This is a genomic window from Corynebacterium sp. L4757 (genome assembly GCF_043673995.1).
Classification (GTDB): Bacteria; Actinomycetota; Actinomycetes; order Mycobacteriales; family Mycobacteriaceae; genus Corynebacterium.
In genome coordinates this window covers 66,069-91,695 of sequence record NZ_JBIMEN010000006.1, presented here as the reverse complement: position 1 = coordinate 91,695, position 25,627 = coordinate 66,069, and the positions used below count along the sequence as shown (strand labels likewise).

At 54.3% G+C, this 25,627-nt stretch carries 21 protein-coding genes; 17 read left to right on the top strand and 4 right to left on the bottom strand.

All coding sequences use genetic code 11. The features are described 5' to 3' along the window. Window positions 1–16: 16 nt before the first annotated feature. The 4 genes from ACG98I_RS08750 to ACG98I_RS08735 all read left to right on the top strand — a co-directional run bounded on the left by ACG98I_RS08750 (window position 17) and on the right by ACG98I_RS08735 (window position 5,174). Window positions 17–2,740 (top strand): valine--tRNA ligase, encoded by a 2,724-nt coding sequence (locus tag ACG98I_RS08750; RefSeq protein WP_394720079.1) that lies wholly within the window; start codon window positions 17–19, stop codon window positions 2,738–2,740. A gap of 95 nt (window positions 2,741–2,835) precedes the next feature. Next, window positions 2,836–4,404 (top strand): bifunctional folylpolyglutamate synthase/dihydrofolate synthase, encoded by a 1,569-nt coding sequence (locus ACG98I_RS08745; protein ID WP_394720269.1) that lies wholly within the window; start codon window positions 2,836–2,838, stop codon window positions 4,402–4,404. Further along, window positions 4,401–4,847, top strand: coding sequence for a DUF4233 domain-containing protein (locus tag ACG98I_RS08740; protein WP_394720077.1), 447 nt, complete (start codon window positions 4,401–4,403; stop codon window positions 4,845–4,847). Before ACG98I_RS08745 ends, ACG98I_RS08740 begins: the two co-directional genes overlap by 4 nt. Before the next feature lie 3 nt (window positions 4,848–4,850). Continuing rightward, window positions 4,851–5,174, top strand: a complete 324-nt coding sequence (locus tag ACG98I_RS08735) for a hypothetical protein (protein WP_394720076.1) — start codon at window positions 4,851–4,853, stop codon at window positions 5,172–5,174. 75 nt (window positions 5,175–5,249) lie between these two features. Here the strand turns inward: ACG98I_RS08735 and ACG98I_RS08730 are convergent, their stop codons facing one another. Beyond that, complete coding sequence (locus ACG98I_RS08730) at window positions 5,250–6,845, bottom strand: fibronectin type III domain-containing protein (RefSeq protein ID WP_394720074.1); 1,596 nt, start codon at window positions 6,843–6,845, stop codon at window positions 5,250–5,252. A gap of 330 nt (window positions 6,846–7,175) precedes the next feature. Here ACG98I_RS08730 and ndk point away from each other — a divergent pair, with 330 nt between their 5' ends. After that, window positions 7,176–7,586: a nucleoside-diphosphate kinase gene (ndk, locus tag ACG98I_RS08725; protein WP_394720073.1), complete on the top strand. Its 411-nt coding sequence runs from the start codon at window positions 7,176–7,178 to the stop codon at window positions 7,584–7,586. Between the two features lie 114 nt (window positions 7,587–7,700). On the opposite strand, the gene ACG98I_RS08720 is transcribed toward ndk, so the two are convergent. Beyond that, a complete protein-coding gene (locus ACG98I_RS08720; RefSeq protein WP_394720071.1) occupies window positions 7,701–8,540 on the bottom strand; it encodes a hypothetical protein in 840 nt (279 codons plus the stop codon). 268 nt (window positions 8,541–8,808) lie between these two features. On the opposite strand from ACG98I_RS08720, the gene ACG98I_RS08715 reads away from it, so the two are divergent. From ACG98I_RS08715 to ACG98I_RS08665, 11 genes are all read left to right on the top strand, one after another. Continuing rightward, window positions 8,809–12,840, top strand: a complete 4,032-nt coding sequence (locus ACG98I_RS08715; RefSeq protein ID WP_394720070.1) for a translation initiation factor IF-2 N-terminal domain-containing protein — start codon at window positions 8,809–8,811, stop codon at window positions 12,838–12,840. A 338-nt stretch (window positions 12,841–13,178) separates the two neighbouring features. Continuing rightward, complete coding sequence (rplU, locus tag ACG98I_RS08710) at window positions 13,179–13,484, top strand: 50S ribosomal protein L21 (RefSeq protein ID WP_394720069.1); 306 nt, start codon at window positions 13,179–13,181, stop codon at window positions 13,482–13,484. A 36-nt stretch (window positions 13,485–13,520) separates the two neighbouring features. After that, window positions 13,521–13,799 (top strand): 50S ribosomal protein L27, encoded by a 279-nt coding sequence (gene rpmA / locus ACG98I_RS08705; RefSeq protein ID WP_394720067.1) that lies wholly within the window; start codon window positions 13,521–13,523, stop codon window positions 13,797–13,799. Window positions 13,800–13,924: 125 nt separating this feature from the next. Continuing rightward, window positions 13,925–15,454 (top strand): GTPase ObgE, encoded by a 1,530-nt coding sequence (obgE, locus tag ACG98I_RS08700; protein WP_394720066.1) that lies wholly within the window; start codon window positions 13,925–13,927, stop codon window positions 15,452–15,454. A 9-nt stretch (window positions 15,455–15,463) separates the two neighbouring features. Then, window positions 15,464–16,621, top strand: coding sequence for a glutamate 5-kinase (proB, locus tag ACG98I_RS08695; RefSeq protein WP_394720064.1), 1,158 nt, complete (start codon window positions 15,464–15,466; stop codon window positions 16,619–16,621). A gap of 29 nt (window positions 16,622–16,650) precedes the next feature. After that, on the top strand, window positions 16,651–17,586 hold the full coding sequence (locus tag ACG98I_RS08690) for a D-isomer specific 2-hydroxyacid dehydrogenase family protein (protein ID WP_394720062.1): 936 nt from the start codon (window positions 16,651–16,653) through the stop codon (window positions 17,584–17,586). A gap of 2 nt (window positions 17,587–17,588) precedes the next feature. Further along, window positions 17,589–18,515, top strand: coding sequence for a D-isomer specific 2-hydroxyacid dehydrogenase family protein (locus tag ACG98I_RS08685; protein ID WP_394720061.1), 927 nt, complete (start codon window positions 17,589–17,591; stop codon window positions 18,513–18,515). Window positions 18,516–18,635: 120 nt separating this feature from the next. Further along, window positions 18,636–19,172 carry a DUF1707 domain-containing protein gene (locus ACG98I_RS08680; protein ID WP_394720059.1) on the top strand — a complete coding sequence of 179 codons (537 nt, stop codon included), beginning with the start codon at window positions 18,636–18,638 and terminating at the stop codon, window positions 19,170–19,172. 161 nt (window positions 19,173–19,333) lie between these two features. Next, window positions 19,334–19,921: a DUF1707 domain-containing protein gene (locus ACG98I_RS08675; RefSeq protein WP_394720057.1), complete on the top strand. Its 588-nt coding sequence runs from the start codon at window positions 19,334–19,336 to the stop codon at window positions 19,919–19,921. Window positions 19,922–20,030: 109 nt separating this feature from the next. Then, window positions 20,031–21,314, top strand: coding sequence for a glutamate-5-semialdehyde dehydrogenase (locus tag ACG98I_RS08670; protein ID WP_394720056.1), 1,284 nt, complete (start codon window positions 20,031–20,033; stop codon window positions 21,312–21,314). 124 nt (window positions 21,315–21,438) lie between these two features. Next, entirely contained in the window at window positions 21,439–22,347 is a 909-nt protein-coding gene (locus tag ACG98I_RS08665) for a 2-dehydropantoate 2-reductase (RefSeq protein ID WP_394720054.1), read from the top strand. A gap of 45 nt (window positions 22,348–22,392) precedes the next feature. Here the strand turns inward: ACG98I_RS08665 and ACG98I_RS08660 are convergent, their stop codons facing one another. Then, window positions 22,393–22,866 (bottom strand): S-ribosylhomocysteine lyase, encoded by a 474-nt coding sequence (locus ACG98I_RS08660; RefSeq protein WP_394720053.1) that lies wholly within the window; start codon window positions 22,864–22,866, stop codon window positions 22,393–22,395. Between the two features lie 120 nt (window positions 22,867–22,986). Between ACG98I_RS08660 and ACG98I_RS08655 the strand changes: the two genes are divergently transcribed. After that, complete coding sequence (locus ACG98I_RS08655; protein WP_394720051.1) at window positions 22,987–24,198, top strand: hypothetical protein; 1,212 nt, start codon at window positions 22,987–22,989, stop codon at window positions 24,196–24,198. A gap of 43 nt (window positions 24,199–24,241) precedes the next feature. Here ACG98I_RS08655 and ACG98I_RS08650 read toward each other — a convergent pair whose 3' ends face one another. Further along, window positions 24,242–25,615 (bottom strand): NAD-dependent succinate-semialdehyde dehydrogenase, encoded by a 1,374-nt coding sequence (locus ACG98I_RS08650; RefSeq protein WP_394720049.1) that lies wholly within the window; start codon window positions 25,613–25,615, stop codon window positions 24,242–24,244. Window positions 25,616–25,627 lie beyond the last annotated feature (12 nt).

Genomic DNA, 25,627 nt, shown 5'->3' with positions numbered 1-25,627 from the left:
GTGTAGAATTGTCTGCGTGACTGAGCAGAATAAGACTATTGGTACTAACCGCGCAGACGCTTTGCCTAAGTCCTGGGATCCCCAGGCAGTAGAAGCGAAGCTTTATGAAAGCTGGGTGGAAAAGGGCTACTTCCAACCGGATGAAGATCCGAAGAAGGAGCCTTTCTCCATTGTGCTGCCGCCACCGAATGTGACGGGCCAGCTTCATATGGGCCACGCGCTGGACCATACGCTTATGGACTCAATTATTCGCCGCAAGCGCATGCAGGGCTATTCCACTCTGTGGCTGCCTGGCTTTGACCACGCGGGCATTGCTACTCAGACCAAGGTTGAGGGTCGCCTGAAAGAACTTGAGGGCAAGTCCCGTTGGGATTATGAACGCGAAGAATTCATCGCCAAGGTGTGGGAGTGGAAGGAAGAATTCGGCTCCACTATTACCTCTCAGATGAAGGCCATTGGCGACTCCGTTGACTGGACCCGTGAGCGTTTCACCTTGGATGACGGGCTCTCACGTGCGGTTCAGACCATCTTTAAGAAGCTTTATGATCAGGGCATGATTTACCAGGCCAACCGCCTGGTTAACTGGTCGCCAGTGCTGGAAACTGCGGTTTCTGACATTGAGGTGGTGTACCAAGACGTTGAAGGAGAGCTGGTCTCTCTACGTTATGGCTCTCTGGATGATTCTGAGCCACACATGGTGGTGGCTACTACCCGTGTGGAAACCATGCTCGGTGACGTTGCTATTGCTGTTCACCCAGAAGATGAGCGCTACGCTCACCTGATTGGTCATGAGTTTGACCACCCCTTCCGTGATGACCTGAAGCTGAAGGTCATCGCTGATGATTATGTCGATCCAGAATTCGGTACCGGTGCGGTGAAAATTACGCCAGCGCATGACCCGAACGACTACGCCATGGGCAAGCGTCATGATCTGGATATGCCAACGATCATGGACACCACCGGCCACATTGCTAATACCGGTACGCAGTTTGATGGCTTGTCGCGTGAAGAAGCCCGCGTGAAGGTCCGTGCGGCACTGGCGGAGCAAGGACGAATCGTTAAGGAAATCCGTCCTTATGTTCACTCCGTGGGCCACTCGGAGCGCTCCGGTGAGGCGATTGAACCACGACTGTCCCTGCAGTGGTTCGTGGCAGTGGAGAAGATGGCAAAGATGTCAGCGGAAGCCGTTCGCGCTGGTGATACCAAGATTCACCCAGAAGCACAGGAAGCCCGCTACTTTGAGTGGGTAGATAACATGCATGACTGGACTATTTCCCGTCAGCTGTGGTGGGGTCACCGCATCCCAATCTGGTACGGACCAGAAGATGAAAACGGTGAGCGCGACATTGTCTGCGTCGGCCCTGATGAGACCGCACCGGAAGGCTATGTCCAGGACCCAGATGTCTTGGATACGTGGTTTTCCTCCGCTCTGTGGCCATTTTCCACCATGGGTTGGCCTGAAAAGACTCCAGATTTGGAGAAGTTCTACCCAACCAATGTGCTGGTCACCGGCTATGACATCATCTTCTTCTGGGTTGCCCGCATGATGATGTTCGGTACTTTTGCTGCCACCGAAACCCCTGAACTCTTGGGAACAGGGGAGGATGATCGCCCGCAGATTCCTTTCAAGGACCTGTACCTGCACGGTCTGGTGCGTGATGAACATGGCCGCAAGATGTCCAAGTCTTTGGGCAATGGCATTGACCCGATGGATTGGGTTCGTGACTATGGCGCGGATGCATTGCGCTTTACCCTGGCCCGTAACGCCAACCCAGGCACGGACTTGCCGCTGGGACAGGATGCGGCAGCATCAGCGCGTAACTTTGCCACCAAGCTGTTTAACGCCACCAAGTTTGCGCTGATGAATGGTGCTGGCGTGGGTGAGCTTCCGAACCGCGATGAGCTGACCGATGCCGATCGCTGGATCCTCGACCGCGCCGAAGATGTTCGCGGGCGTGTGGATGCTTACTTGGATGAGTACCAGTTCGCACGCGCTAATGAGCTTCTGTACCACTTCGCGTGGGATGAGCTGTGTGACTGGTACCTGGAAATTGCCAAGACCCAGATCCCACGTGATGGTGAATCGGCAACCGGACGTAATACCCAAATCGTGCTGGGCCGCGTGCTGGATGTTGTGCTGCGCCTGCTGCACCCAACCATGCCATTTGTGACTGAGGTTCTCTGGCAGGCATTGACCAATGGTGAGAAGGAAGAATCCATCATGATCGCGCCGTGGCCAACGGCTGCGGATACCAATGGTGGGGCAAGCACCGATGAGGTTGCGCTGCGCCGCATCCAGGATTCGGAAAAGCTCATTACTGAGCTGCGTCGTTTCCGCGCGGATCAGGGCGTGAAGCCTTCCCAGAAGGTACCGGGCCGTCTGGACTTTGCTGCATGTGATTTGCAGGGTCAAGAAGACTTGGTGCGCAATCTGGCGAATATCACCGCACCGGATGATTCCTTCACTGCGTCCGCAACTCTAGAGATTCGTCTATCTCAGGCGACCGTCGAGGTAGCACTGGATACTTCCGATGCCATAGACGTCAAAGCTGAACGCAAGCGGCTGGAGAAAGACCTGGCGAAGGCTCAGAAGGAGCTCGAGCAGACTACAGCGAAGCTGGGCAATGAAGCATTCCTGTCCAAGGCACCTGACCACGTCGTAGAAAAGATCCGCGATCGTCAGTCCATTGCGAAGGAAGAAGTAGAACGCATTAATACCCGTTTGGAGGGTCTGAAGTAGTGACTAACCCAGGTGAGGGCCACACCGATAGCCATGGCGAGGGCCATGATGAGCACGTCGACAGCGTTGAAAAGCGTCAGCAAGCAGCTAAAGGCATGCTGGATGATTTGATTGCTGAGTCTGGCGCGGAATCAACCGGCGAAGAGTATGAACTCGTGGATGCTCTTGCTGAGGGCACCGAGGATAGCCCGGTGGAAATCACTGAGTCGGGTCTGAAACTCAACCTGGGATTCGGTGAGGAGGATGAATATTCCCAGGCTGCACCTGAAGAAGTCACTGAGGAAGAACTCGCTGCTTTGGCCGTGGTGGAAGCTGAGCTCAATACCCGGTGGCCGGAAACGAAGCTAGAGCCATCCCTCGACCGCATTGAGATGCTCATGGATCTGCTGGGCAATCCGGAGAAGTCATTTGATGTCATCCAGGTTGCTGGCACCAATGGTAAGTCGTCGACTGCGCGCATGATTGATGGACTGCTGCGCGGTTTCCACCGCCGAGTGGGTCTCGTGACCAGCCCGCACCTGCAGCGCGTGACTGAGCGCATCGGGATTGATGGAAAGCCCATCCACCCGCGTGATTATGTGCGCATCTGGGAAGAGATCAAGCCTTATGTAGAGATGGTGGATAAGGTCTCTCTCGAAAAGGGCGGTCCAGCAATGAGTAAGTTCGAAGTGCTCATAGGCTTGTCCTACGCCGCTTTCGCCGATGCCCCAGTTGATGTCGCAGTCATCGAGGTCGGCATGGGCGGCACATGGGATGCCACCAATGTGGTCAATGCGGATGTCGCTGTGGTGATGCCGATCGGCTATGACCACACTGACTACCTTGGGGATACCCTGACGGAGATTGCTGGTGAGAAGGCCGGCATCATCAAACAGCGTCCGGAGTCTGATGACTTCGCGGAGCCGAAGGAAAATATCGCCATCATTGCTGAGCAGGAGCAAGAAGCGATGGACGTAATTTTGAAGCGCACCATCGATGTTGATGCTGGTGTGGCTCGTGCCGGTAGTGAGTTCGCTGCCGTGGAATCACGTATCGCCGTTGGTGGCCAGCAGGTCAATCTCCAAGGCCTGGGCGGCATGTATGAGGATATCTTCATTCCGTTGCACGGGGAGCACCAAGCCAAGAATGCCGCTGTGGCGCTCGCCGCGGTGGAAGCCTTCTTCGGCGCATCCTCGGGTCACCCGCTGGATATCGCGAATGTGCGCAATAGCTTCTCCCATGTCATTAGTCCAGGCCGCTTGGAGCGAGTGCGTACCTCACCAACCACGTTCATTGATGCCGCCCACAACCCACATGGCGCACAAGCGTTGGGCAAGGCACTAGATCGCGACTTCGACTTCGCGCGTCTCGTTGGCGTCGTTGGCGTGCTGGGGGATAAAGATGCCTTGGGCATCTTGCAGGCTCTGGAGCCTTTCCTGTCAGAGATCGTGATTACGCAGAATACATCCCCACGCGCCTTGGACGCTTATGAGCTGGCCGAGTCCGCTCGCGACGTCTTCGGTGAAGAACGCGTGTACGTCTCCGATGATTTGCCGGGCGCATATGCGCAGGCAGTGGAATTGGCTGAGGATGCTGAAATCCAATCCGGCTCGGGTATCGTCATTACTGGATCTGTAGTCACCGCTGGCGAAGCACGAAGCATGTTTGGAAAGGAACCGGCATGACAGACAATCACGCACAACACCCGGAGCAAATAAGTCCCCTGGGCATGGGCCGTGAACCCACCAAGGATCCGTTGAAGGGTTTCAATGGCATGGTCTCTGCCACGTTGCTGCTGGAAGCCATCTCTATCTTCCTTGGACTGCTGGTCGTGTTGAAGATTGATGGCGGTAGCTACTGGACCACGTTTAACTGGCTGTTCATCACCATCTTGGGCGCGTTCCACCTGGTGATGCTGGGATTCGCGCGCAAGCCTTGGGCTATTACCGCGATTATGGTCGTGCAATTTGCGGGTGCTATCGGCGGTATCCTCGTTCACTGGTCGATTACCGCGATCATGATTTTGTACATAGCTGTGTGGGGCTTTGGTCTCTATCTGCGTTCTATCATTCTGGAGCGCATGAAGCGCGGTTACCTGACCACTCAGCACCTGGAAGCTAAGAAGTAGCCCATGCGTTATACCTACTCCGGTATTGCTGCCTTATTTTGTCTGGCTGCGCTATTGGCGAATCTCGCCGATATGCCGGTGTTCGTGCCGCTATTGTGCCTGGTGGCTGCCGCTGTGTTCCTCGTTTTGGCGTTGCGTACTAATCAAGCGCCGCAGCCGGGTCGTGAGCGTGAATTGACCCGTGATGATCTATCCAATGACCAAGTGGACAAGATTAAAGCCTTGCTTGCCGATGGCCAATTCGGCACCGCCGTCAAACAAATCCAGTTGTGGTTCAAGTACGTTTCCTATGCTGAGGCCGAAGCCTTCGTGAAACGCTTCGTCTAAAACGCCACCGCAATTAAACAATAATGGTGCGCCCGCTTGAATTAACGGCTGCACCATTATTTATATCCTTCGCTTCTATGGCAGCATTCTGCGCGTATCAGCATTGGAGACAACCCATTCCGCACCAATTGCCATGAGGAGTGCGAAAATCGCTCCAAACGTCGTGGAAATGGAGGACCCACTAGGCAGGCTGGAGCCTGCGAGGATGTTCTCAATGTCCTGCTCCTCGTCGTCGCCGGGTGCTTCCGGTGTTTCCGGTTCTTCCGGCGTGCCAGGCTCCTCTGGTGTACCCGGCTCTTCCGAATGGGCCGGGTCACCCTTGGACAAAGTCACTTCATCGACGACGGAGCCATCTGCCACGTTATAGGTAGTGACGGTGAGCTCTTCTGGGCTGACTTGAATGTTGGAATAGTCCGGGGTGTAGTCCTGGTTCCACAACGCGGTCCAATCTTGGGTGAGACCTTGTGCCCGGGATTCTTCCAGCGTCATGTCCTCATAGGTCGTACCGTCGTTCCAGAAAGAGTAGTACTTGGAGCCGGAAGAAGAATTTCCAGTAAGGTACAGGACTTCATTGTCTTTCGGATACAGCACATCGCCTTGGGCAGGTAACGCGTCAGGAACGACCGGGGTATTGCCATCCATCAAGTGTGTACGCGTGTAGATGTGGTCGTGGCCGTTGAGCACCAGATCCACGCCTGCTTCAGAAAGCGCGGGGGTCAACGATTCGCGGAGACGCACTGCACCTGGATCAGACATGTGATAGGCCTGCGAGAATGGCGGCTGGTGGAAGGTAGTGATGATCCAATCCTTATCGCCGCCGTGCTGCGCCACCACATCCTTGACGTAATCGGCATGACGATCAATCTGGGACGGCAAGTGCTGGTTTCCATCAAGGGAGATAATCAGCGCATTATTGTGCTCAAAGAAGTAGTTACGCTCAGCGTGCTCATTGGTGGCATTCGGCCAAGAATAGTTCTGGCGGTAGAGCTGATAGTCAATCACGTCATGGTTGCCATTATTGACCGCCGTTGGATAGGAGCGCAGCTGGGATGGTGATTTGAAACCGCGGTGTTCTGCCTGCAGCACGGATTCCACTTGGTCACCAGCAGAGAGCAAGAAAGATGCGTCGGGGAATTGCGCGGTGGAGACATCCGTGGTGTTGTGCCAACCCGTGATGTCAGCAGGCCTATCACCGGCACCGATTTGTGGGTCGCCATAGAAGAAGAAATTCCAATTATCACCGGAATGACCAGTCTTGAAGGTCTCATTGGTGGACCAACCATGGGAATCAGAGCCAACCTTGTAGGTGTATTCAGTATCAGGTTCTAGGTCAGAAACTTTCACGTCATTGGCATAGCGTGCAACGCGCGTCAGCTCTTGCTGAGCTTTAATTTTCTGTGCGGACTGCGGAAATTTATCTCCATCCATGTCCGCTGTTGGCGCAAGAATCGCATATTCATCGCGGACCTCGAGCGTGCTCATCCAGGTGAACATGACATCGGTTTCAGTGGCACCAACGCCCAAAATGACGCTGTCCACGGCATCGGTTTGTGCATTCGCTGGGGCAGGGGCAGTCAGCACGCTGGCGCTGAGGCTGAAAGAAGTTAATGCTGCCAATGCAATCGTGGAATGAGTCTTGGTGAGCCGAGGGCAAGTGAGGGAAGTATTCATGACACAGCAAAGTCCTTGATTTATGAAGCTAAATAATTCTGTAGCCTGGGTGCCCTCGTGCTCAACCACATCACCCATGAACCAACTATGATTTGTTTTCCGCATCCTTGCGAAAACGCGGTGAAATGTTGTGAGCGCAGGGCCCAAAGCACCCACACCCTAACGCAGGTTCTGATGGTTCGCAGTGCAAGATTTTGCTTTAAATACCCCTGGTAGACCCATGTAATCCCACCGGAGGTTAACTAGGATGTGGCACCCGGGTGTATCAAGGTGTGCAATTTCATTCCCCCGAAACTGCGATGTGATTAGTGCTCGTCTACGATGTTTAGCATGACTGAACGTACACTCATTCTTATTAAGCCAGACGGCGTTGCAAATGGCCACGTCGGCGAGATCATCGCACGCATTGAGCGCAAGGGTCTCAAGCTCGTCGAGTTGGACCTGCGCACCGCAGACCGCGAAACCGCTGAGAAGCACTACGAAGAGCATGCTGATAAGCCATTCTTCGGCGAACTCGTTGAGTTCATCACCTCAGCACCTCTGATTGCTGGCATCGTTGAAGGCGAGCGCGCAATCGACGCTTGGCGTCAGCTGGCTGGCGGCACTGACCCAGTCTCCAAGGCAACCCCAGGCACCATCCGTGGTGACTTCGCTCTGACCGTTGGTGAGAACGTTGTTCACGGCTCTGACTCACCTGAGTCCGCAGAGCGCGAAATCGGCATCTGGTTCCCAAACAAGTAAACCTCATGCGAATCTGAGATTGTGCCAAACGCATAGTCTCAAAGATTTAAAGCCCAAGAAGAGTATTCTTCCTGGGCTTTATGCATTAGTGCATGCATATACACGGCGATGGGCTTAGCGTTTCCCTAGCTGCGCGATGTTGCGAATGCCATCGGGGGTAACAGTGAATTGCCAATGCTTAGGATCCTTATACAATGCCATGCCGGTGACTTTGAGTAGTCCAAGCTGCTCCAAGTCTTTAACTCTGGTTTGCAGGATCCACGTATCTTTTTTATCCCACTCTAGTACCTGGCGCAGATTAGCTACAGAAGTTTCATTCCCATCAACTGCGCCGACGGCAATCATTGCCCCTAAGATATCGGGATTTTCTTCCACTGCATTCATGCGTGCTTCAGTTACGCCCTCAAGGCTTTCTTTCTCTGTGATTTTCTTGATGCGGCGTTTGCCAACGCGGTAAGCCTGACTCCAAGCAGCCCATAAGCCAATGGCGCCACTGATACCGAAAAACACGCCGCTAAAAAGTGAACTGATGACTGGTGGCGTAGACAGCGGCTCAACGCCCAAAAGATCCAAGGGGAAAGCAATGACCCAAGTAAGGGCGGGTAAGAAGGGTGCCCAGTATGTTATCGCCGAATAGTCGCCAGATTTGTACTCCGTATTCGCTGCCCCGATACCCTTTGGACGTTGGGCAATCATCTTGATGCCATAGATAACCGCAATGACAAAAAGCGGGATGGACATGAAACCGAGTGCTAAAGAACCAGAGCCAATGAGCCCAAGCCCAATACCGGTTGAAAGCCCGGTGCGAAGCGCCAGGTTTAAGTCGATTTCATTCTTGGCGCGGTTGTGTTTGATATGCGCGGATACAGGTGCAGCGGGGGCAAGTTCGGTGGACTGCTTGTGGGTGACCTTTTGACCCGTGCGATTTTCTTCTTGATAGTCCTTAGAAGTCACTTGTTGGGACTCGGGCTGTGCACCTGTTTCATCGTCCATATGAACCACCCTAATCAAGCAGCGGGAATATTGCATCCACTTTTATGCATGGCAGGATCTCAGCCTTGGTATTTCTGTGGAAGAATGGAACCCATAATTTCATAGAAGTGACGAGTTTTCATTTTCAATTTCTGAGAAATTGCACCTTGTGTGGCAGCAGCGCTGAGGGATTCATGCCAGCGCCTGCGCCCGAGGATGCTTTTCCTAACCGACGACAGGAGCGTGGCCGATGGCTACAGCAGACGAACAATTAAACGCACAACTTTCTGGCGCAGCCGCACTGGCTGCCAAACTAGACAAAGAGCAACTAGGCAATAAAGTCCGGGTTTATTCTTTGGCCAAGCAGCTGGGGATTTCTTCCAAGGTCTTGCTTGGCCAGCTTCACACCATTGGATTGGACAAGAAAGCGCAGTCTGCTCTCAATACCGAAGAAGTAACCAAACTTTTTGACTCATTGCAGGCTTCTACGAGCGAATCAGCTGCAGAAGAGGAAACCGAGAAGCCAGCAAAGACCTCTAAGCCTGCAAAGAAGGCCACGAAGGCAGCGAAGAAGACGTCCAAGTCCCCACGTAAACGAGCGGTGAAAGCAACCTCCGCCAAGAAAGAGTCCAAGGAATCGGCGTCGGATGCTGCTCCATCCGCTAACACCGAAACGGCTAATACCGAACCAGCTAACACTGAGTCAGCTAATGCTGAACAGTCAGCTGAAGTGGAAACACAGGCTCAGGCACAGCAGACTGAAGAAGCTCCAGCAGCCAAAAAGACCCGTAAGCGTGCGGTGAAGAAGTCATCACGCACGAAGCCAAAGATGAATGCGCAGAAGGCAGACGGGCCAGCGGATGAGCCGGTTGCACAAGAAGTCCTCAAGCAGGATGAGCCACAGGCAGAGGTAATTGACACCACGCCAGAGGCCGAGTCTGAGACTGAATCACCAGCACGCAAGCGCGGCCGCACCCGCCGCGTGGTGAAGCGTTCTGCTCCTGCGAAAGACGCAGACAATAAGGCTGATTCCGGGCAGGAGCCAGCTGCGGAGGGCTCTGCAGTTGGTGCTCAGGAGCAGGCTCCAGAGACCACTGTGAACGAGGCCACTACATCAGTCCCTTCTGAACCAGCTTCCGCTGAATCAGCAGGACAGGATGAGGAGTCTGAAGCAGGGGAGAAGCTGCGCTACCGCGTTCAAAAGAATGTCGAGAATGAGATTCTGCAGATTGAAGGCAAGGTTGAAACCGAGCTTGCCCAGGCAGCGCTTGAAGCATTGAGCGAGCATGGGCATACTACGGAAGACACCGCAGATAGTGACTCTGAAGAGCACGACATCGATATCGATGATTCCTTCGTGGAGTCCTTGCTGACTCCACCTGCGAAGCCTGCACCAGAAGATGACGTAGCCGCGGCATACGCACCCATCTTCATGCCGCCGCGCGAGACCACCAAGCCAGAGGCCTCTTCGACGAAGAGCGATGCTGATGGTGATGAGCAGGAAGGCTCATCGCGTCGACGTCGCGGCAGCCGGGGTACCTCCCGCGGTCGTGGCAAAGAAACGGAGAACACTGAGAAGAACAGTGTTGATGAGCATGGCGTAGAAATCATTGAGGAACCACGCGGTATCAAGGGTTCCACGCGTATTGAATCCCAGCGTCGTCGTCGCGCGGAGATGCGCTCGAAGGATAAAGAAAACCGCCACGTCGTTACTCAAGCCGAGTTCTTGGCGCGCCGGGAAGCTGTTGAGCGCACCATGGTCGTTCGTGAACGCGAACGCCATGACCACCATGGCTCGATTACACAGGTAGGCGTGTTGGAAGACGGCATGCTGGTGGAGCACTTCGTTACCGATGAGACCAACACCTCTGCCATCGGCAACATCTACCTGGGACGTGTACAAAACGTTCTGCCTTCCATGGAAGCAGCGTTCATTGACATCGGAACCGGGCGCAATGGCGTTTTGTACGCTGGTGAAGTTAATTGGCGCCAGGCGGGACTCGGCGGGCGTTCCCGCAAGATTGAGCATGCTTTAAAGTCTGGTGACCAAGTATTGGTTCAGGTTGCCAAGGATCCAATGGGTCATAAGGGCCCACGCTTGACCACGCAGATTTCTCTGCCAGGTCGCTTCTTGGTTTATGTTCCAGGTGGCCGAAATGCAGGTATCTCCCGCAAGCTGCCGGCACCGGAGCGCAAGCGTCTGCGCGAAATCCTGGAGAGAGTCGTACCAGACCAGGGCGGCGCAATTATTCGCACTGCAGCGGAAAACGTTTCCGAAGAAGCCATTGCTGCGGACGTAAACCGTCTTCATGACCGCTGGAATGACATTCAGGCCAGCGCGGAGAAGGAAAAGAAGTCCAAGGGCACAGACCCGGTTGCGCTCTATGAAGAACCAGCGATGCTGGTCAAGGTTGTTCGTGACCTCTTCAATGAAGACTTCGACCGCCTCGTGGTCGATGGTGAATACCCGTATGAGGTAGTAAGCAACTACGTCAACATGGTTGCTCCCGACCTGGCTGATCGCGTGAAGAAGTATGACCGCAGCCAAAATGGCGGCGTGGATGCGTTTGAGACCTACCGCATTGATGAACAGCTCCAGAAGGCGCTCTCGCGAAAGGTCTGGCTGCCATCGGGTGGCACCTTGGTCATTGACCGCACTGAAGCCATGACCGTGGTGGATGTCAACACCGGTAAATTCACGGGTACCGGCGGAAACCTGGAAGAAACCGTTACCAAAAATAACTTGGAGGCGGCAGAAGAAATTGTTCGCCAGATGCGTCTGCGCGATTTGGGCGGCATGATCGTTGTCGACTTCATCGACATGGTTCTGCCTGAAAACCAGGAACTGGTCCTGCGCCGACTTAAAGAGGCACTAGGCCGTGACCGCACCCGACACCAGGTCTCTGAGGTGACCTCATTGGGTCTGGTTCAGATGACCCGTAAGCGCCTGGGGTCAGGGCTATTGGAGACCTTCTCCACCGAGTGTGAAGTTTGTCAGGGTCGTGGCCTGATTCTGCATGAAGATCCAGTGGATGAAAGCCTCCACGAGTCACACGCAGATGATAAGCATGAACACCGCCACGATAAGCGTCGCGGCAAGAAGCACTCTCACAATGACCATCGCGACGATCATCGTGAGGACCGCAAAGGCGATAACAAGAACGAACACCAGGATGAGCAGCATGATTCTTTTGATGAAGAATCGAAGTCTTCCGCTCGTCATAGCAAGGGCCGCCGCAACCAGCGGGGCAATACTGACCCGAAGCGGTCATCACAGCGTGAGCATTCCCCTAAGAATGAACGCCGCCGCGATGATAGCGATTTGGAGAAGCTGATTGCGGGCGTCGTTGTTGAAAGCTCTGGTGCCGAACCAGAAGAGTCTGTTAGCGATATCGAGTCCATTGCTTATGCTGCATCTGAACGTGCTGAAGCACTCGATGAGGTAGGGGAGTTCTCTTCCTATGTGTCTGATGCTGACAAGTCGCATGATGACGGCGAACCTCATGATGAGTCTCGCACTAATTCCGGTAATGAATCCTATGAACAGGTGTTGAAGGAATTCGAGGAGTCACCCCGCCGCAAGCGCAAAACTCGTGGCAACTCCCGCAGTGACTATAAGCCACGCCCAGAGGACTTCGGTGCAGCTGCACAAAAGGAATCAAATGCAGCAGACCGAGCATCTCAGGATGAGGAGCAGGGTCTAAAGCAGGACAGCGGTCTGCAGGTCAAGCGTGACCCCAAGCGTCGCCGTGTCCGCGCGCTTAAGAAGAAGCCTGCGCAGCAGCAGACTCAGGTCGAAGCACAGCCTCAGCCAGTAGCTGAGACAGCGGATGAACAAGCTACGAAGAATGCAGATGCGAAGGCGAAGTCCGAGCATCGTGAATCGCAGCGGGCACAAGTCAAGGCGGTCACCCGCGGACGTCGTCGTGCCGTACGCCGAGTAACGCAGCCACAGCAGGCATCCTCGAAGGCGACGGCTAAGGAGGCATCGGCAAGCAAAGCTTCGGCGCCTGAGGCAACAAGCAACGCTGATACTGGCACTGCGACGCGGCGTGTGCGTACCGACAATGGGGTAGAAGTTACTACCGTTCGTCGTGGGCGCAAACGTGCGGTTCGTCGAATCAAGCAGCCCACGGCTGGGACAAACCAGACTCCAAAGGCTCAGAAGGCACAACCACAGCAGTCTGTGGAAGAAAAGACCTCTGTGGCGAAAGACGGTGGAAATGGGCGTAAAAACACAGCTGGGCGCACTCGTCGCCGTGTGGCACGACGCACCACATAATTAGGTATTTCCTAGTTCGCGGGTGAGTGCAGTCAGGTGGGGTTTTAGAATCTGCCCCATCTGGCTGTATCCTAGTTTTCTAGGCAGGTTGAGCGCATTCGCGAGTCGTGCCTGCGCAACAGTCAAAGCGAAACGAAGCCGTGTCGATAACGCGGTTTGTATTTTAGACCTTTCTCGGGGTATTCTTTGACGGTTGCTGTTTGGGCGAAGATTTCGCCGGCCCATAGGGACGGTGCGCCGCCTAAACGCTGTTTTGAAGTAATTGTCCATTCGAGGACTTGCCTTTTACTACACCCGGGCAGGTTCTTGAGCCGAGTTTAGATAAGGGGTAACCCTCTATGTACGCGATCGTCAAGACCGGCGGAAAGCAGTACAAGGTTGCCGAAGGTGACCTCGTCAAGATCGAGAAGATCGAGGGTGAGCCGGGTTCGTCCGTAGCTCTTACCCCGATTCTGCTCGTTGATGGCGCAGATGTTAAGTCCAAGGCTGATGACCTGTCCAAGGTTGAAGTTGCGGCTGAAATCGTTGAGCACGCACGTGGCCCAAAGATTGACATCCTGAAGTACAAGAACAAGACTGGCTACAAGAAGCGCATGGGCCACCGCCAGCCGCTTACCGTAGTCAAGATCACTGGAATTAAGTAAATAACCACCGAATACCTTTAGAAGGAGGGAAACCACATGGCACACAAGAAGGGTGCATCCAGCACTTCCAACGGTCGCGATTCTGAGGCAAAGCGCCTCGGCGTCAAGCGTTTCGGTGGTCAGCAGGTTAAGGCCGGCGAGATCATCGTCCGTCAGCGCGGCACCAAGTTCCACCCAGGTGAGAACGTTGGCCGTGGCGGCGACGACACCTTGTTCGCTCTCGAAGCAGGTGCAGTTGAGTTCGCTATCAAGCGCAACCGTCGCACCGTGAACATCGTTCCAGCCACCGAGCAGGTTGTTGAAGCAACTGCTTAAGGTATAAGCGCTTAGCGCTATAAAGAGTCTGGCTCCCTGGTGGGGTCAGGCTCTTTTACTTTTGTTGCTCGTTTACAGGTAAACTGGCAAGCCACTATCTATTTTTGTCTCGGGGAGTTATCGAGTTGGCACGATTTATTGACCGCGTTGTACTACACCTGCAAGCCGGTGACGGCGGGCACGGCTGTGTTTCCGTACACCGTGAAAAGTTTAAGCCACTCGGCGGCCCCGACGGTGGCAACGGTGGACACGGTGGAGACATCATCTTGGAAGTCTCCACGCAGATTCACACCCTGATGGACTTCCACTACCGTCCCCACATTAAGGCCGGTCGCGGCGGCAATGGCGCCGGTGACCACCGCAATGGTGCGCGTGGTGAAGACCTGATCATGGAAGTTCCGGCCGGCACCGTGGTACATGATGCCAAGGGCAATATGCTTGCCGATCTCACGGTGCCCGGCACCCGTTTCATCGCCGCGGAAGGCGGTTTTGGCGGCCTTGGTAACGCAGCATTGGCCTCCGCGCAACGCAAGGCGCCAGGTTTTGCGCTCCAGGGTGAGCCTGGTCAGCAGCATGATCTGGTGCTTGAGCTGAAATCCATGGCGGATGTCGGCCTGGTTGGTTTCCCATCGGCCGGTAAGTCTTCGTTGATTTCGGTGCTTTCTGCGGCCAAGCCGAAGATTGGTGATTATCCATTTACTACCCTGCAGCCCAACCTGGGCGTGGTGGACATGGGTGATGCGTCGTTTACCATCGCGGATGTACCCGGCCTGATTCCAGGTGCAGCCGATGGCAAGGGCCTTGGCCTAGACTTCTTGCGCCACATTGAGCGCACCGCAGTACTTGCACACGTGGTGGATACTGCGTCGATTGAGCCAGGACGTGACCCGCAGTCCGACATTGAGGCGCTGGAAAAGGAGTTGGCTAATTACCAATCCGCGCTCGATGAAGACACCGGTCTGGGTGACTTGCGTGAACGTCAGCGCATCATCATTTTGAATAAAGCAGATGTGCCTGAAGCCGAAGAGCTCGCTGAGTTTGTTAAAGAAGACCTTGAGGCGCACTTTGGCTGGCCAGTCTTCATTATTTCGGCAGTAGCACGCAAGGGCCTAGAGCCATTGAAATACCGTCTGCTGGAAATGGTGACCAAGCATCGCAAGTCCCAGCCGAAGGTCAAGGTGGATAAGGAACACACCGTTATTCGCCCGAAGGCTGTGGAGAAGAAGGGCACTGGGCGTTTCGCTGACTTCACCGTTAAGCCAGACCCTGAGGTCGAAGGCGGCTTCATTGTTGAAGGCGAGAAGATTGAGCGCTGGATCATCCAGACCGACTTCGAAAATGATGAGGCAGTGGGCTACCTTTCTGACCGTTTGGCTAAGGCCGGTGTGGAAGATGAGTTGCGCAAGCAGGGTGCTGTTGAAGGCTGTCCTGTGACCATTAGCTACATCACATTTGAGTGGGAACCAATGACTGGCGGCGACCCAACATTGGCAGGACGCGGTCAAGATGCGCGATTGTTGGGAACATCACGTAGCTCCGCTGCGGAGCGTAAGCGCGCCTCCCAAGCACGTCGTGGCCTTATTGATGAATTTGATTTCGGTCAAGATGAAGAAATTACCCGCGAATCCGCGAATGAGGACCGCTGGCAGGGTTAAAATCATGGCATGAGTTCTTCGACAACTTCCGAGTCCCTGTCAGACCTGTTGCCAGAAGCTACCCTGCGTGAGCAGATTAATGCGGCGAATCGAATCGTGGTGAAAATCGGTTCCTCCTCGCTGACCGAAGAAGACTTCTCGGTCGCGAGCGACAAGATTGATCGCATTGTTGATGCAGTTGTTAAGCGAATGGAAAACACTGATGTCATCATCGTGTCTTCCGGTACTGTCGCTGCTGGTATGCGCCCCTTGGGCTTAAACCAGCGCCCGCGTGGGCTTGCTGATAAGCAGGCGACTGCCGCTGTTGGCCAGATTCACTTGGCCAATGAATGGTCCCGTTCCTTTGCACGTCATGGCCGTACCGTTGGTCAGGTGTTGTTGACCGCGTCTGATTCCGGTCAGCGTGATCGCACGCGTAATGCGAAGCGAACCATTGACAAGCTTTTGCACTGGGGCGTTGTTCCCATCGTGAATGAGAATGACACGGTGGCAACCTCCGAGATGCGCTTTGGTGATAATGACCGTCTCTCTGCGCTAGTAGCCCAGCTAACAGAATCTGAAGCCCTTTATCTGCTATCCGATGTGGATGGTCTTTATGACAAGAATCCAGCCGAACCAGATGCGAAATTCGTTTCTGAAGTTCGCTCTGGGGAAGACCTGAAAGAGGTCGCTGCCGGTGATGGCGGCAAGGTTGGTACCGGTGGAATGGCCTCGAAGGTTCAGGCGGCACGCCTGGCTACCCGCGCTGGCATTCCGGTATTGCTGACTTCTGCTGAGCGCATTCATGACGCGCTCGGTGAAACCCGCGTGGGTACGGTCTTCCATACCCGTCCGGAGCGTAAGCTCAGTGCCTGGAAGTTCTGGGCGCTGTATTCCGCTGATACCGGCGGTGTGCTGCGGATAGATGCTGGCGCGATGAAAGCAGTGACCAAAGACCGCCACTCGCTGCTATCCGTGGGTATCACTGATGTGGATGGTGAGTTCACCGCAGGTGAAATCGTGGAAATCGTTGGTCCGGAAGGCCAAATCATTGGCCGTGGTGAAGTCAGCGTTGACTCCACCGACCTGCGCCTGATGGCGGGCAAGCCGATGACTGAATTGCCCGACCGTTTGCGCCGCCCGGTAGTTCACGCGGATTACCTTTCAAATTTCGCATCTCGGGTATAAAGCGCATATCCGTGACGTAATGTGGTGCCATGAAGTATTTCATGGCACCACATTTTTGGCCGCAAATGAAGGCCGATATTGATGCAGCAGGTCATAAGCAAGTAGAAGCTATTGAAAACGCACAGGTGTATATCAACACCACCGTTGCTGCTGATGAAGTTCCTGTCATGCCGGACAATATTGAGTTTGTCCAGCATTGCTTTGCTGGCGTGAATCAGATGATTGCCGCTGGCCATCTTTCTGAGACCAGCATCCCGTGGTGCAATGCCGCGGGTGCTTTCGCGAAACCTGTCGCAGAATCAGCGCTTGGACTGCTGCTATCGCAGGCGCATCACCATAAGCGTTTTGCGCTGGAAGCATCCTGGGATGGCAAGCAAGCCATTGATGAATCTCAGGCGTGGCTGTATTCACCGGAAAGTCAGCTGAAGAAGCGCGTCGCAATTTTCGGCGCGGGTGGTATTGGGCAGGAATTAATTTCAATGCTTGCACCGTTCGGCGTGCACATCACTGCTGTAAATCGTTCCGGTCGAAAAGTTACAGGCGCAGATGAAACTTTCGCGCTAGACGATGCCGCCGAAGTTTGGTCTTCCGCCGATTTCGTCGTGCTGATTATGCCATTGACCAAGGAAACAGAAGGCCTGGTAGATGCCGAGAAATTCAAGCAAATGAAGAATACCGCCATCCTGGTCAACGTGGGCCGCGGCAAGCTGGTTAACACTGATGACCTGGTGGATGCTCTCCGTACTGGTGAGATTGCCGGCGTGGGTCTGGAAGTTATGGATCCCGAGCCGCTGCCGGATGGGCACCCGTTGTATGAATTGAAAAATTGCACCATGACTCCGCATATTGGGGCAAGCTGGCAGGTGGCCGATCTCCACATGGGCGCCATCTTTAATGCCAACGCTCAAGCTTGGTCCAAGGGCCAACCGCTTCCTACCCACGTCGATCCGAAAGCAGGTTATTAACCATGAAGTACGCAATGCACCCCGCTGTGTGGGAAGAATCCGCTGCGGCGCTCGATGCCGCGGGGCATACCCACGTTGCGCTGAGTGAGAACCCCGACCTACTGTTCTTTGCAGGTAAAACCGAAGACTTCCCGGAGGATTTGCCGGAGTCAGTCCAGCTGATTCAGGTTCCTTTTGCTGGTGTCGATGGCATTTTGGATCTGATTGCGGACACCCACAGCAAGTACGGGGTGCGCTGGTCTAATGCTGCTGGAGTCTATGATTCTACGGTCGCAGAATCCACCATCGGCCTGCTGCTGGCGCAGCTGCATGCGCACAAGCGCGTGACGTTGGCGAAGTCGTGGGATGTCCGCGATGAGGCTGAAGCGAACACCACTTTTCTTTTTGAGGACTCCACCGTTGCCATCATTGGTGCCGGCGGGATTGGCAAGAAGCTCATTTCGATGCTGAGCGGTTTTGGCCCGAAGATCATTGCTGTTAATCGCTCCGGCAAACCCGTTGAGGGCGCTGATGAGGTTTATACCTTCGACCAGATCGATGAAGTGTGGCCGGCGGCGGATTACTTCCTGATGCTCGCACCATTGACACCAGAAACCCACCACATGGTGAATGCTGATGCCCTGGCAAAGATGCCAAAGCATGCCGTCGTGGTCAACGTGGGTCGCGGACCACTGGTGGATACTGATGCTCTGACTGAGGCACTCAAAGATGGCACGATTGCCGGCGCCGGTTTGGATGTCACTGACCCAGAACCACTGCCTGATGGTCACCCGCTCTGGGATGAAGTCAATTGCATCATCACCCCACACTTGGCCAACCCGCCATATTCTGTACGCAACCGCATTGGTGCGCACACGGTTGAGGTACTCAAAGCACTAGAAGCCGGCGAGGAAATCCCCACCGAAGTTGACCCGAAACTGGGTTACTAACTTACGACCAGATAATGGAACATCAGCCCTCATCCTGTGTTTGGGCTGCTGCGTTGAGTCCCTGAATCTAGTCCATTTTCATGATGCTTGAAAATGATGTGCGTTGATAAGGCTCCAGGTATGAGTGCCCAGTCCTTCGATACGGACCCATTGCCTTCAGGCAAGGGGATAAGGATCGGGGATATCGATAGGAACCGCGCCATTGATACGCTGTCCACTCATTATGCTGGTGGTTATCTCTGCTTTGAAGAGGTTCAGGAAAGAACCGATCGTGTAGCCGATGCCCGTCATTCAGACCACTTAAATGTGTTCTTTGAGGACCTACCGTCTACTTCCCTTATTCCCACTACTGCGGTAGGAGACGGCGATGGAAATGGCCCTAGTGCTGAGATGGCAAGCGTCTCCGCGAATCAAGAACTTGAGCGCATCGCACGTTTGGTGCCCATCCGCGAAGCAGGAGCTATTGCATTAAGAATCGCCATGCTTGCCGTCCCATTCCTCGCTGGAGCGTTGAGCAGCTGGTTATACCTGCTGCTCATTCCGGTACTCATCGCACTTGCGTTGATTGTGGATCCTAGCGCTGAAGACAAAGAAATCCGCAGGCAAGTAAATGAAAAGAGACAACAAGTACGCCTGGCACAACTGCGCAACTACTGAGAATCAATGGCGATTGAAGGTGAAAAAGATTCTGAAGATTCCCAATAGCTAGGTAGATGCTGGGAAACTGTCAAAGAATGATTCATATCATTTGAGACCAGAGAAATGTCCCGAGTGGATTGGCTCTGCTCGGGCCTATCAATACTGATAGGCTTTTGGTTATGACGACGCCTCAACAACCCAGTCCTGAACCGTCGCCGGATTCTGCACATATTCGCGTAGGCGATAGAGAACGCAGCCATGTCTTGGAGCTGCTTTCAGCGCATTTCGCGGATGGCTACATTGATATCAATGAGTTTGAGGAACGGACTGGTCAAGCCGCGGTTGCGCGGACACGAGGTGACTTAGATGTCTTGCTTAAAGATCTGCCTTCAGTCAATTCTTTAGCACCAATTCCTAACTTGGCGCCTGATGCCCAGCAGCGCGAGACCGCGCAACCACCCGTCAAGCGTGACGCTGATAGGGAACTGGAATCGTTGGTGAAACGCGGCAAGCGTGTGGAGCAATTCGATTCAGCTATTTGGTCTGTGGCGATGATTTTATTCTTCGTCTTTATGATCTTTACCAGTTGGTCTTACTTCTGGGTTTTCCCAATTGTGGCTGTGGGCGGCTCTATTGCCATCCGGTCTTTTTATCAATTGGATGATGAGGAAGAAGAGATCTTCCAGGAAATCAATGAAAAAGAGACGTCGGAGCGCAATGAACGCCTTCGCCAGGCAGCCAAGCGTCGCCGTGAACTCGAGGGCTAATGCCCATAGGGCGCTAACCCGTTAGTGTGAGAATCCCAGAATGACTTCGATGTGATTGCCTGGTGAGATTTGTGCCCAAGGGGTGGGCACTTTACGTAGACTGGTAGCCATGACTGATCAATCAACTCTTAATCGTGATCAAGAACGTAAAGAAGTATTGGACAAGGCCACCAAGGCCAAAGAAGTAACCCCTGCGGTTGCTCGTCTAGCTACTCCACAAAAGAATGAAATTCTGCTTGCTGCCGCCGATGCCTTGATTGCCCAGACGGACGATATTATCGCTGCCAATGAGGCTGACTTGGCCGCTGGGCGCGAGCGCGGAATGAGTGAGTCCTTGTTGGACCGTTTGGCATTGAGCGCTGAACGAATCGAAGGTATTGCTGGTGGCCTACGCCAGGTTGCAGGTCTGTCCGATCCAGTTGGTGAGGTGCTCCAGGGTCGCCGCATGGACAATGGCATCGAAATGAAGCAGGTTCGCGTCCCTTTGGGCGTAATGGGAATGGTGTACGAGGCACGCCCGAACGTGACCGTTGATGCTTTTGGCTTGGCGCTCAAGTCTGGCAACGTGGCACTGCTTCGCGGCTCGAAGTCTGCCCGCAACTCCAACGCGCAGCTGGTAGAAATCCTGCAGGATACCCTGGCGAAGTTTGACGTCCCACGCGAAGCAGTACAGCTGCTGCCATGTGAGACCCATGATTCCGTGCAGGACTTGATTACTGCCCGTGGTTTGGTGGACCTGGTTATCCCACGTGGTGGCGCAGGTCTGATTAACGCTGTGGTTACTGGCGCGACCGTGCCAACCATTGAAACGGGTACGGGTAACTGTCACTTCTACATTGACGCTTCTGCTGACATTGAAAAAGCGATTGACATGGCGCTTAATGGCAAGACTCGTCGCTGCTCCGTCTGCAACTCCACTGAGACGATCTTGCTGGATAATGCGCTCGGAGATGAGACCAAGCTGCGCGTTATTAAGGCATTCCAAGATGCTGGTGTCACCGTGCACGGCTACTTGGATGAGCTTAAAGCGCTGGGAGCTGAGAATGTTCATGAGGCAGAGCAGTGGACTGATGAGCACCTATCCTTTGATGCTCGTATCACCGGCGTTGACGGTATCGAAGCAGCGATCAAGCATATTGCTCAATACACCACTGGTCACACCGAAGGCATTGCTGCACAAGACGCAGATGTGCTGCTGAAGTTCGCTAATGAAGTAGACGCAGCGGCCGTCATGCTGAATGCTTCCACCGCATTTACTGATGGTGAGGTCTATGGCATGGGCGCAGAAATTGGTATCTCCACCCAGAAGCTGCATGCTCGTGGACCAATGGCGCTGCCGGAGCTGACCTCCACCAAATGGATTCTGCAGGGTACTGGTCAGACCCGCCCATAAGAATCCAGCCACTTCACAAAGTATTTAGTTCCAACATAAGAGCCGGATTTTATGTCCGGCTCTTTAACCGCGCCACAACAATAAGGGTGACGCCACAGACAGAGAAAGAGTAGAGCAACCTGACATGAAGATCGTGTTTATTGGCGCGGGCGCCATCGGCGGATACTACGGCGGACAACTGGCCAAGGCCGGCCATGACATTACCTACGTGGTGAGGGAGGAAACCCGCAAGGTCATTGACGCGGAGGGCTTGACTCTGATCAATCCTGAGGGCACAGAGACCATCACCAACATTTCAACTGTGGCAAGCCTTGATGAGGTAGAGCACGCTGACGTGGTTATCTCCGCCATCAAGATCTTCGGGGAACCTAGCTTGCCGGAAAAGCTGCCTGCAGGTGCGGTGTTCATGACCACGGAGAATTCTGTGGAATACCCCATGCTGGCTCAAGAAAAGTATGGTTCTGAAAATCTCATACCGGCAGTAGCGCGTGCGTTTATTCACCGTGAAGGACCAGCCACCGCGCACCACATGGGCGGCGTATTGGCGTTGTCTTTCGGCTCAGTGGACCCGGTCACGGAGCCGGTTGTGCAGGCATTGAAAGAAGCCCTGGACCAGACTCCGATCACGGCTAAGGTCCATCCGGCGATTCTGCATGATGTCTGGATGAAAGCCATGATGGTGACGTGTTTCGGCGTCCTGGGCGCGGTGATGGAACAGCCCATTGATATCTTGCGCACTCAGTACCGGGAGAGCCTGCGAGCTCTTATGGCAGAAGCTGCTGATACAGCACGGGCAGCCGGCATTGAGCTGAAAGAAGATGCTGTGGATAAGGTCATGCACTTCACCGACCAGCAGCCAGAAGGTGCTACAGCATCCATGCAGCGCGATATCCTAGAGGGACTTCCAAGCGAGCTGGACTCCCAGGTCGGCGGCATCGTTAGGGTTGCTCAGCGCAGCAATACGACAGCGCCACTGCACCAACTGGTGTGGGAGACCCTTCGCGTGAAGAGCGAAAAACTCCGCGGAGCCTAACCCAAGGGTTGAAATCCGCGGAGTAAAAGATGAGTGGGAAACGGCTTATGCGTCAGCCATAATCTGAGACCACTCTTCACGCTTGGAAAGCAGGGTACGTGCTGCATCCTGTGCACCTTCCAGCGAGTGGGACTCGCCCCAGCCACACTGAACTTCATTCGCTGCTGGAACTTCAGTAGCGGTGAGTACATCATTGAGTCCCTTTTCCAGGATGGAAAGGAACTCATCCATTTCCACGCCTAAGGTCAGGGCATAGAAGCCGGTCTGGCAGCCCATTGGGGAAAAATCAATCAGCTTATCGGTGTGATTGCGAAGCAGCTCTGCCAGCATGTGCTCCAAAGAGTGCACGGTAGGCATCTCTAGGTGCTCAACGTTTGGCTGTGCAAAACGAATATCGTACTTAACCAGTACGTCGCCGCCTGGTAGTTCCTTGCGGTCTGCCACACGCACGAAAGGAGCGGCGACAGCACGGTGGTCAAGGTTGAAGGATTCTACATTCATCTTCTGTGTATCAGTCATGCCTCCCAGCGTAATAGCTTTGCCAAGAATTATCTGTCGGAGTAAGGAATACGTGCACCTTCAACCCACCGATGGCGAAGCTTCCTGCAGCGCGTGGAGCTGAGCACTAAACTTAAGGCCATGACGACATTGGAACGTGAGCTTGAAACAGCGCTGAGCAAGGCCCTGAAGAAGCACGAGTTCACACCACATGGACACATTTGGATAAAGCCTGTTGCCGGAATGGCCAACACGTATATCGCGATTGAACTGCCCACCGCTTCGGCCACGTTGTCTGGCGAAACTGAGGTTGCTTACTTCACACCTATCTTCCGCCTAGTTGTTGATGTCAACCAGATTGAGCCATATCTGCCGGGAGAAATTACAGACTCATTGTTGAGTTTTGCCTCCCGCTCTTGGAGTGAATTATGGGTGCAGCGTCCGTATGATTTCAGTGATCGTATTCCCACCACAATCGGCGTGCAGGCAACAGCTGATATCAATACGGTGATTGAACGGCAAGTGTTGGGGCGCCTGAAAATCTTTGAAGACCACATTGACCTGCACGCGTGGTCGATTTCGGGCTTGCTCAACCTAGCGCTTGAGCTAATCGATGGATACGTCCTAAGCCCTCTGCATTGGAAATCAGTAATGATGGTCCTGGCAGCCAATGGGCGTGATGCACGCGAAGGTCTCGAGCATGCTGCTGGGATCATCGATAACTATTACGGCGCGGAAATCGGCACTGCTTTCGTGGCCCTGCTGGATACCCTTCCCATGGATAGGTGGAAGCTGTGGTACCTAGTGGGCGCCGATGAAGATATTGAAGAATTCCGAATGCCTGCGGTGCCGCGCCCCGGCCAGATAGTGCCAAGTCGCGCCGGGTGGCGCCACCAGGGGATGCCATCGCGTGCGCCAAGCGGAAAGCGCGTGGAAGCAATCGATTTGAACTGGCCCGCGGATGATATCGAAGGCTGGGTAAACCACAGCGGCGGATTCTTAGAGGACTTTTTGACCCGCGATATTTTCTTTGACGTTGATGCGCGTGCACTGAATTTTGCGGATGCGATGAAGTTGGAATGCCAGCTGCTGGATACATTCGCGGATTATGCGGAATTCTCCCAGCCGCGCAACTTCTATTTGCAGACCATGTATATCCGTATCTTCGGTGAGTTCTACTGTCACCGCGTGCCTGATGCACGGTGGATGCAGCACCCGATGGATGAGTGGCTGCACCCAGGCATTGAACTTGCCGATGGCGGAGTCATTGACCTTTTCGCCATCTGTGAGCAAATCTTTGATAAGCGCAATGGCATGGTCTTAGGCGAAGCCCTGCCATTAGGCCAGTACTGAGCGGCATCTATGGTGACACAAAGTCCTGCGGTTAGAGCGGGACTTAGTCAGCGACGTAGAAGAGCTGCTTGTTGACGAATTCATCCATGCCATAAGGGCCCAGCTCGCGGCCGTAGCCGGAGCGCTGCACGCCGCCGAATGGCATCTCTGCACCAGCAGTGCCGGTGGCGTTGACTGCGATCATGCCGGTATGAATCTGAGCTGCGACGTTTTGTGCGCGCTGAGTATCAGTGGAGTGCACCGAGCCGCCAAGACCGAAGAGAGAATCATTGGCAATCGCTACAGCTTCCTCGTCGGTAGAGAATTTATAGACTGATGCGACTGGTCCGAAGAATTCCTGGTGGAAGGACTCAGAATCCATCGGGATATCGGTCAAGACGGTTGGGGAGTAGTACGCGCCGACATCGGCGAGCACGCCACCCGCGCGCACCGTTGCACCATTAGCGGAGGCGGTTTCAATCTGCTTGGCCAGGCGTTCTGCTGCATCGCGGGAAGACAACGGGCAGTACTTGGCATTATCACGATCATCAGGTGAACCTGGAGCCATAGAATTAGCAAGGGTGACTAGTTCTTCAACGAACTCGTCATAGATGTCTTCATGAACAATCAGGCGCTTATTAGAGGTACAGGACTGACCGGTGTTCGACATACGTGTCCACCACGCAGTAGAGGCTGCCTCGGCGACATTATCGGTATCGAGCACGATATAAGGATCATTGCCGCCGAGCTCTAACAGGGACTTCTTCAAGTTCTTGCCGGCGTGCGCCGCAACAATCTCGCCAGCGCGCTCGGAACCGGTGAGGGATACGCCCTTTACACGGGAATCCGCGATGATATCCGCGACCTGGTCATGGGTAGCAAAGAGATTGATGTACACGCCCTTTGGAACACCAGCGTCATTGAGCAGCGTCTGGATCGCGAGTGCGGAACCGGCGCAAATTTCAGCGTGCTTGAGCAGGGCAGTATTACCCAGCATCAGGTTAGGCGCGATAAAGCGTGCTACCTGGTAGTAAGGGAAATTCCATGGCATGACACCCAGCAGGGTACCCAGCGGCAGGCGACGGATGACAGCCTTGCCGGGGGAGTTGGTGGGGATTTCTTCATCGGCAGCAAACTGCTCACCGTTGTCGGCGTAGTACTTGATAATCGAAGCACAGTACTTGACCTCGCCCACCGCTTCGCCCATGCGCTTGCCCATTTCTTGGGATGAAATCTGGGCTAGTTCAACGCGGCGCTCCAGCATCAAATCTGCCACGCGGTGCATTACCTCGGCGCGTTCGGCGAAAGAACGTGCCGACCATTCTTTAAATGCAGAGGCGGAGTCATCGAGCGCTATCTGGATGTCAGCATCAGAAGCGAAATCATAAGTTGCAATGATTTCATCATTGACGGGGTTTTGGGTGCGGTACTGTTGCATTCTTATCCTCAC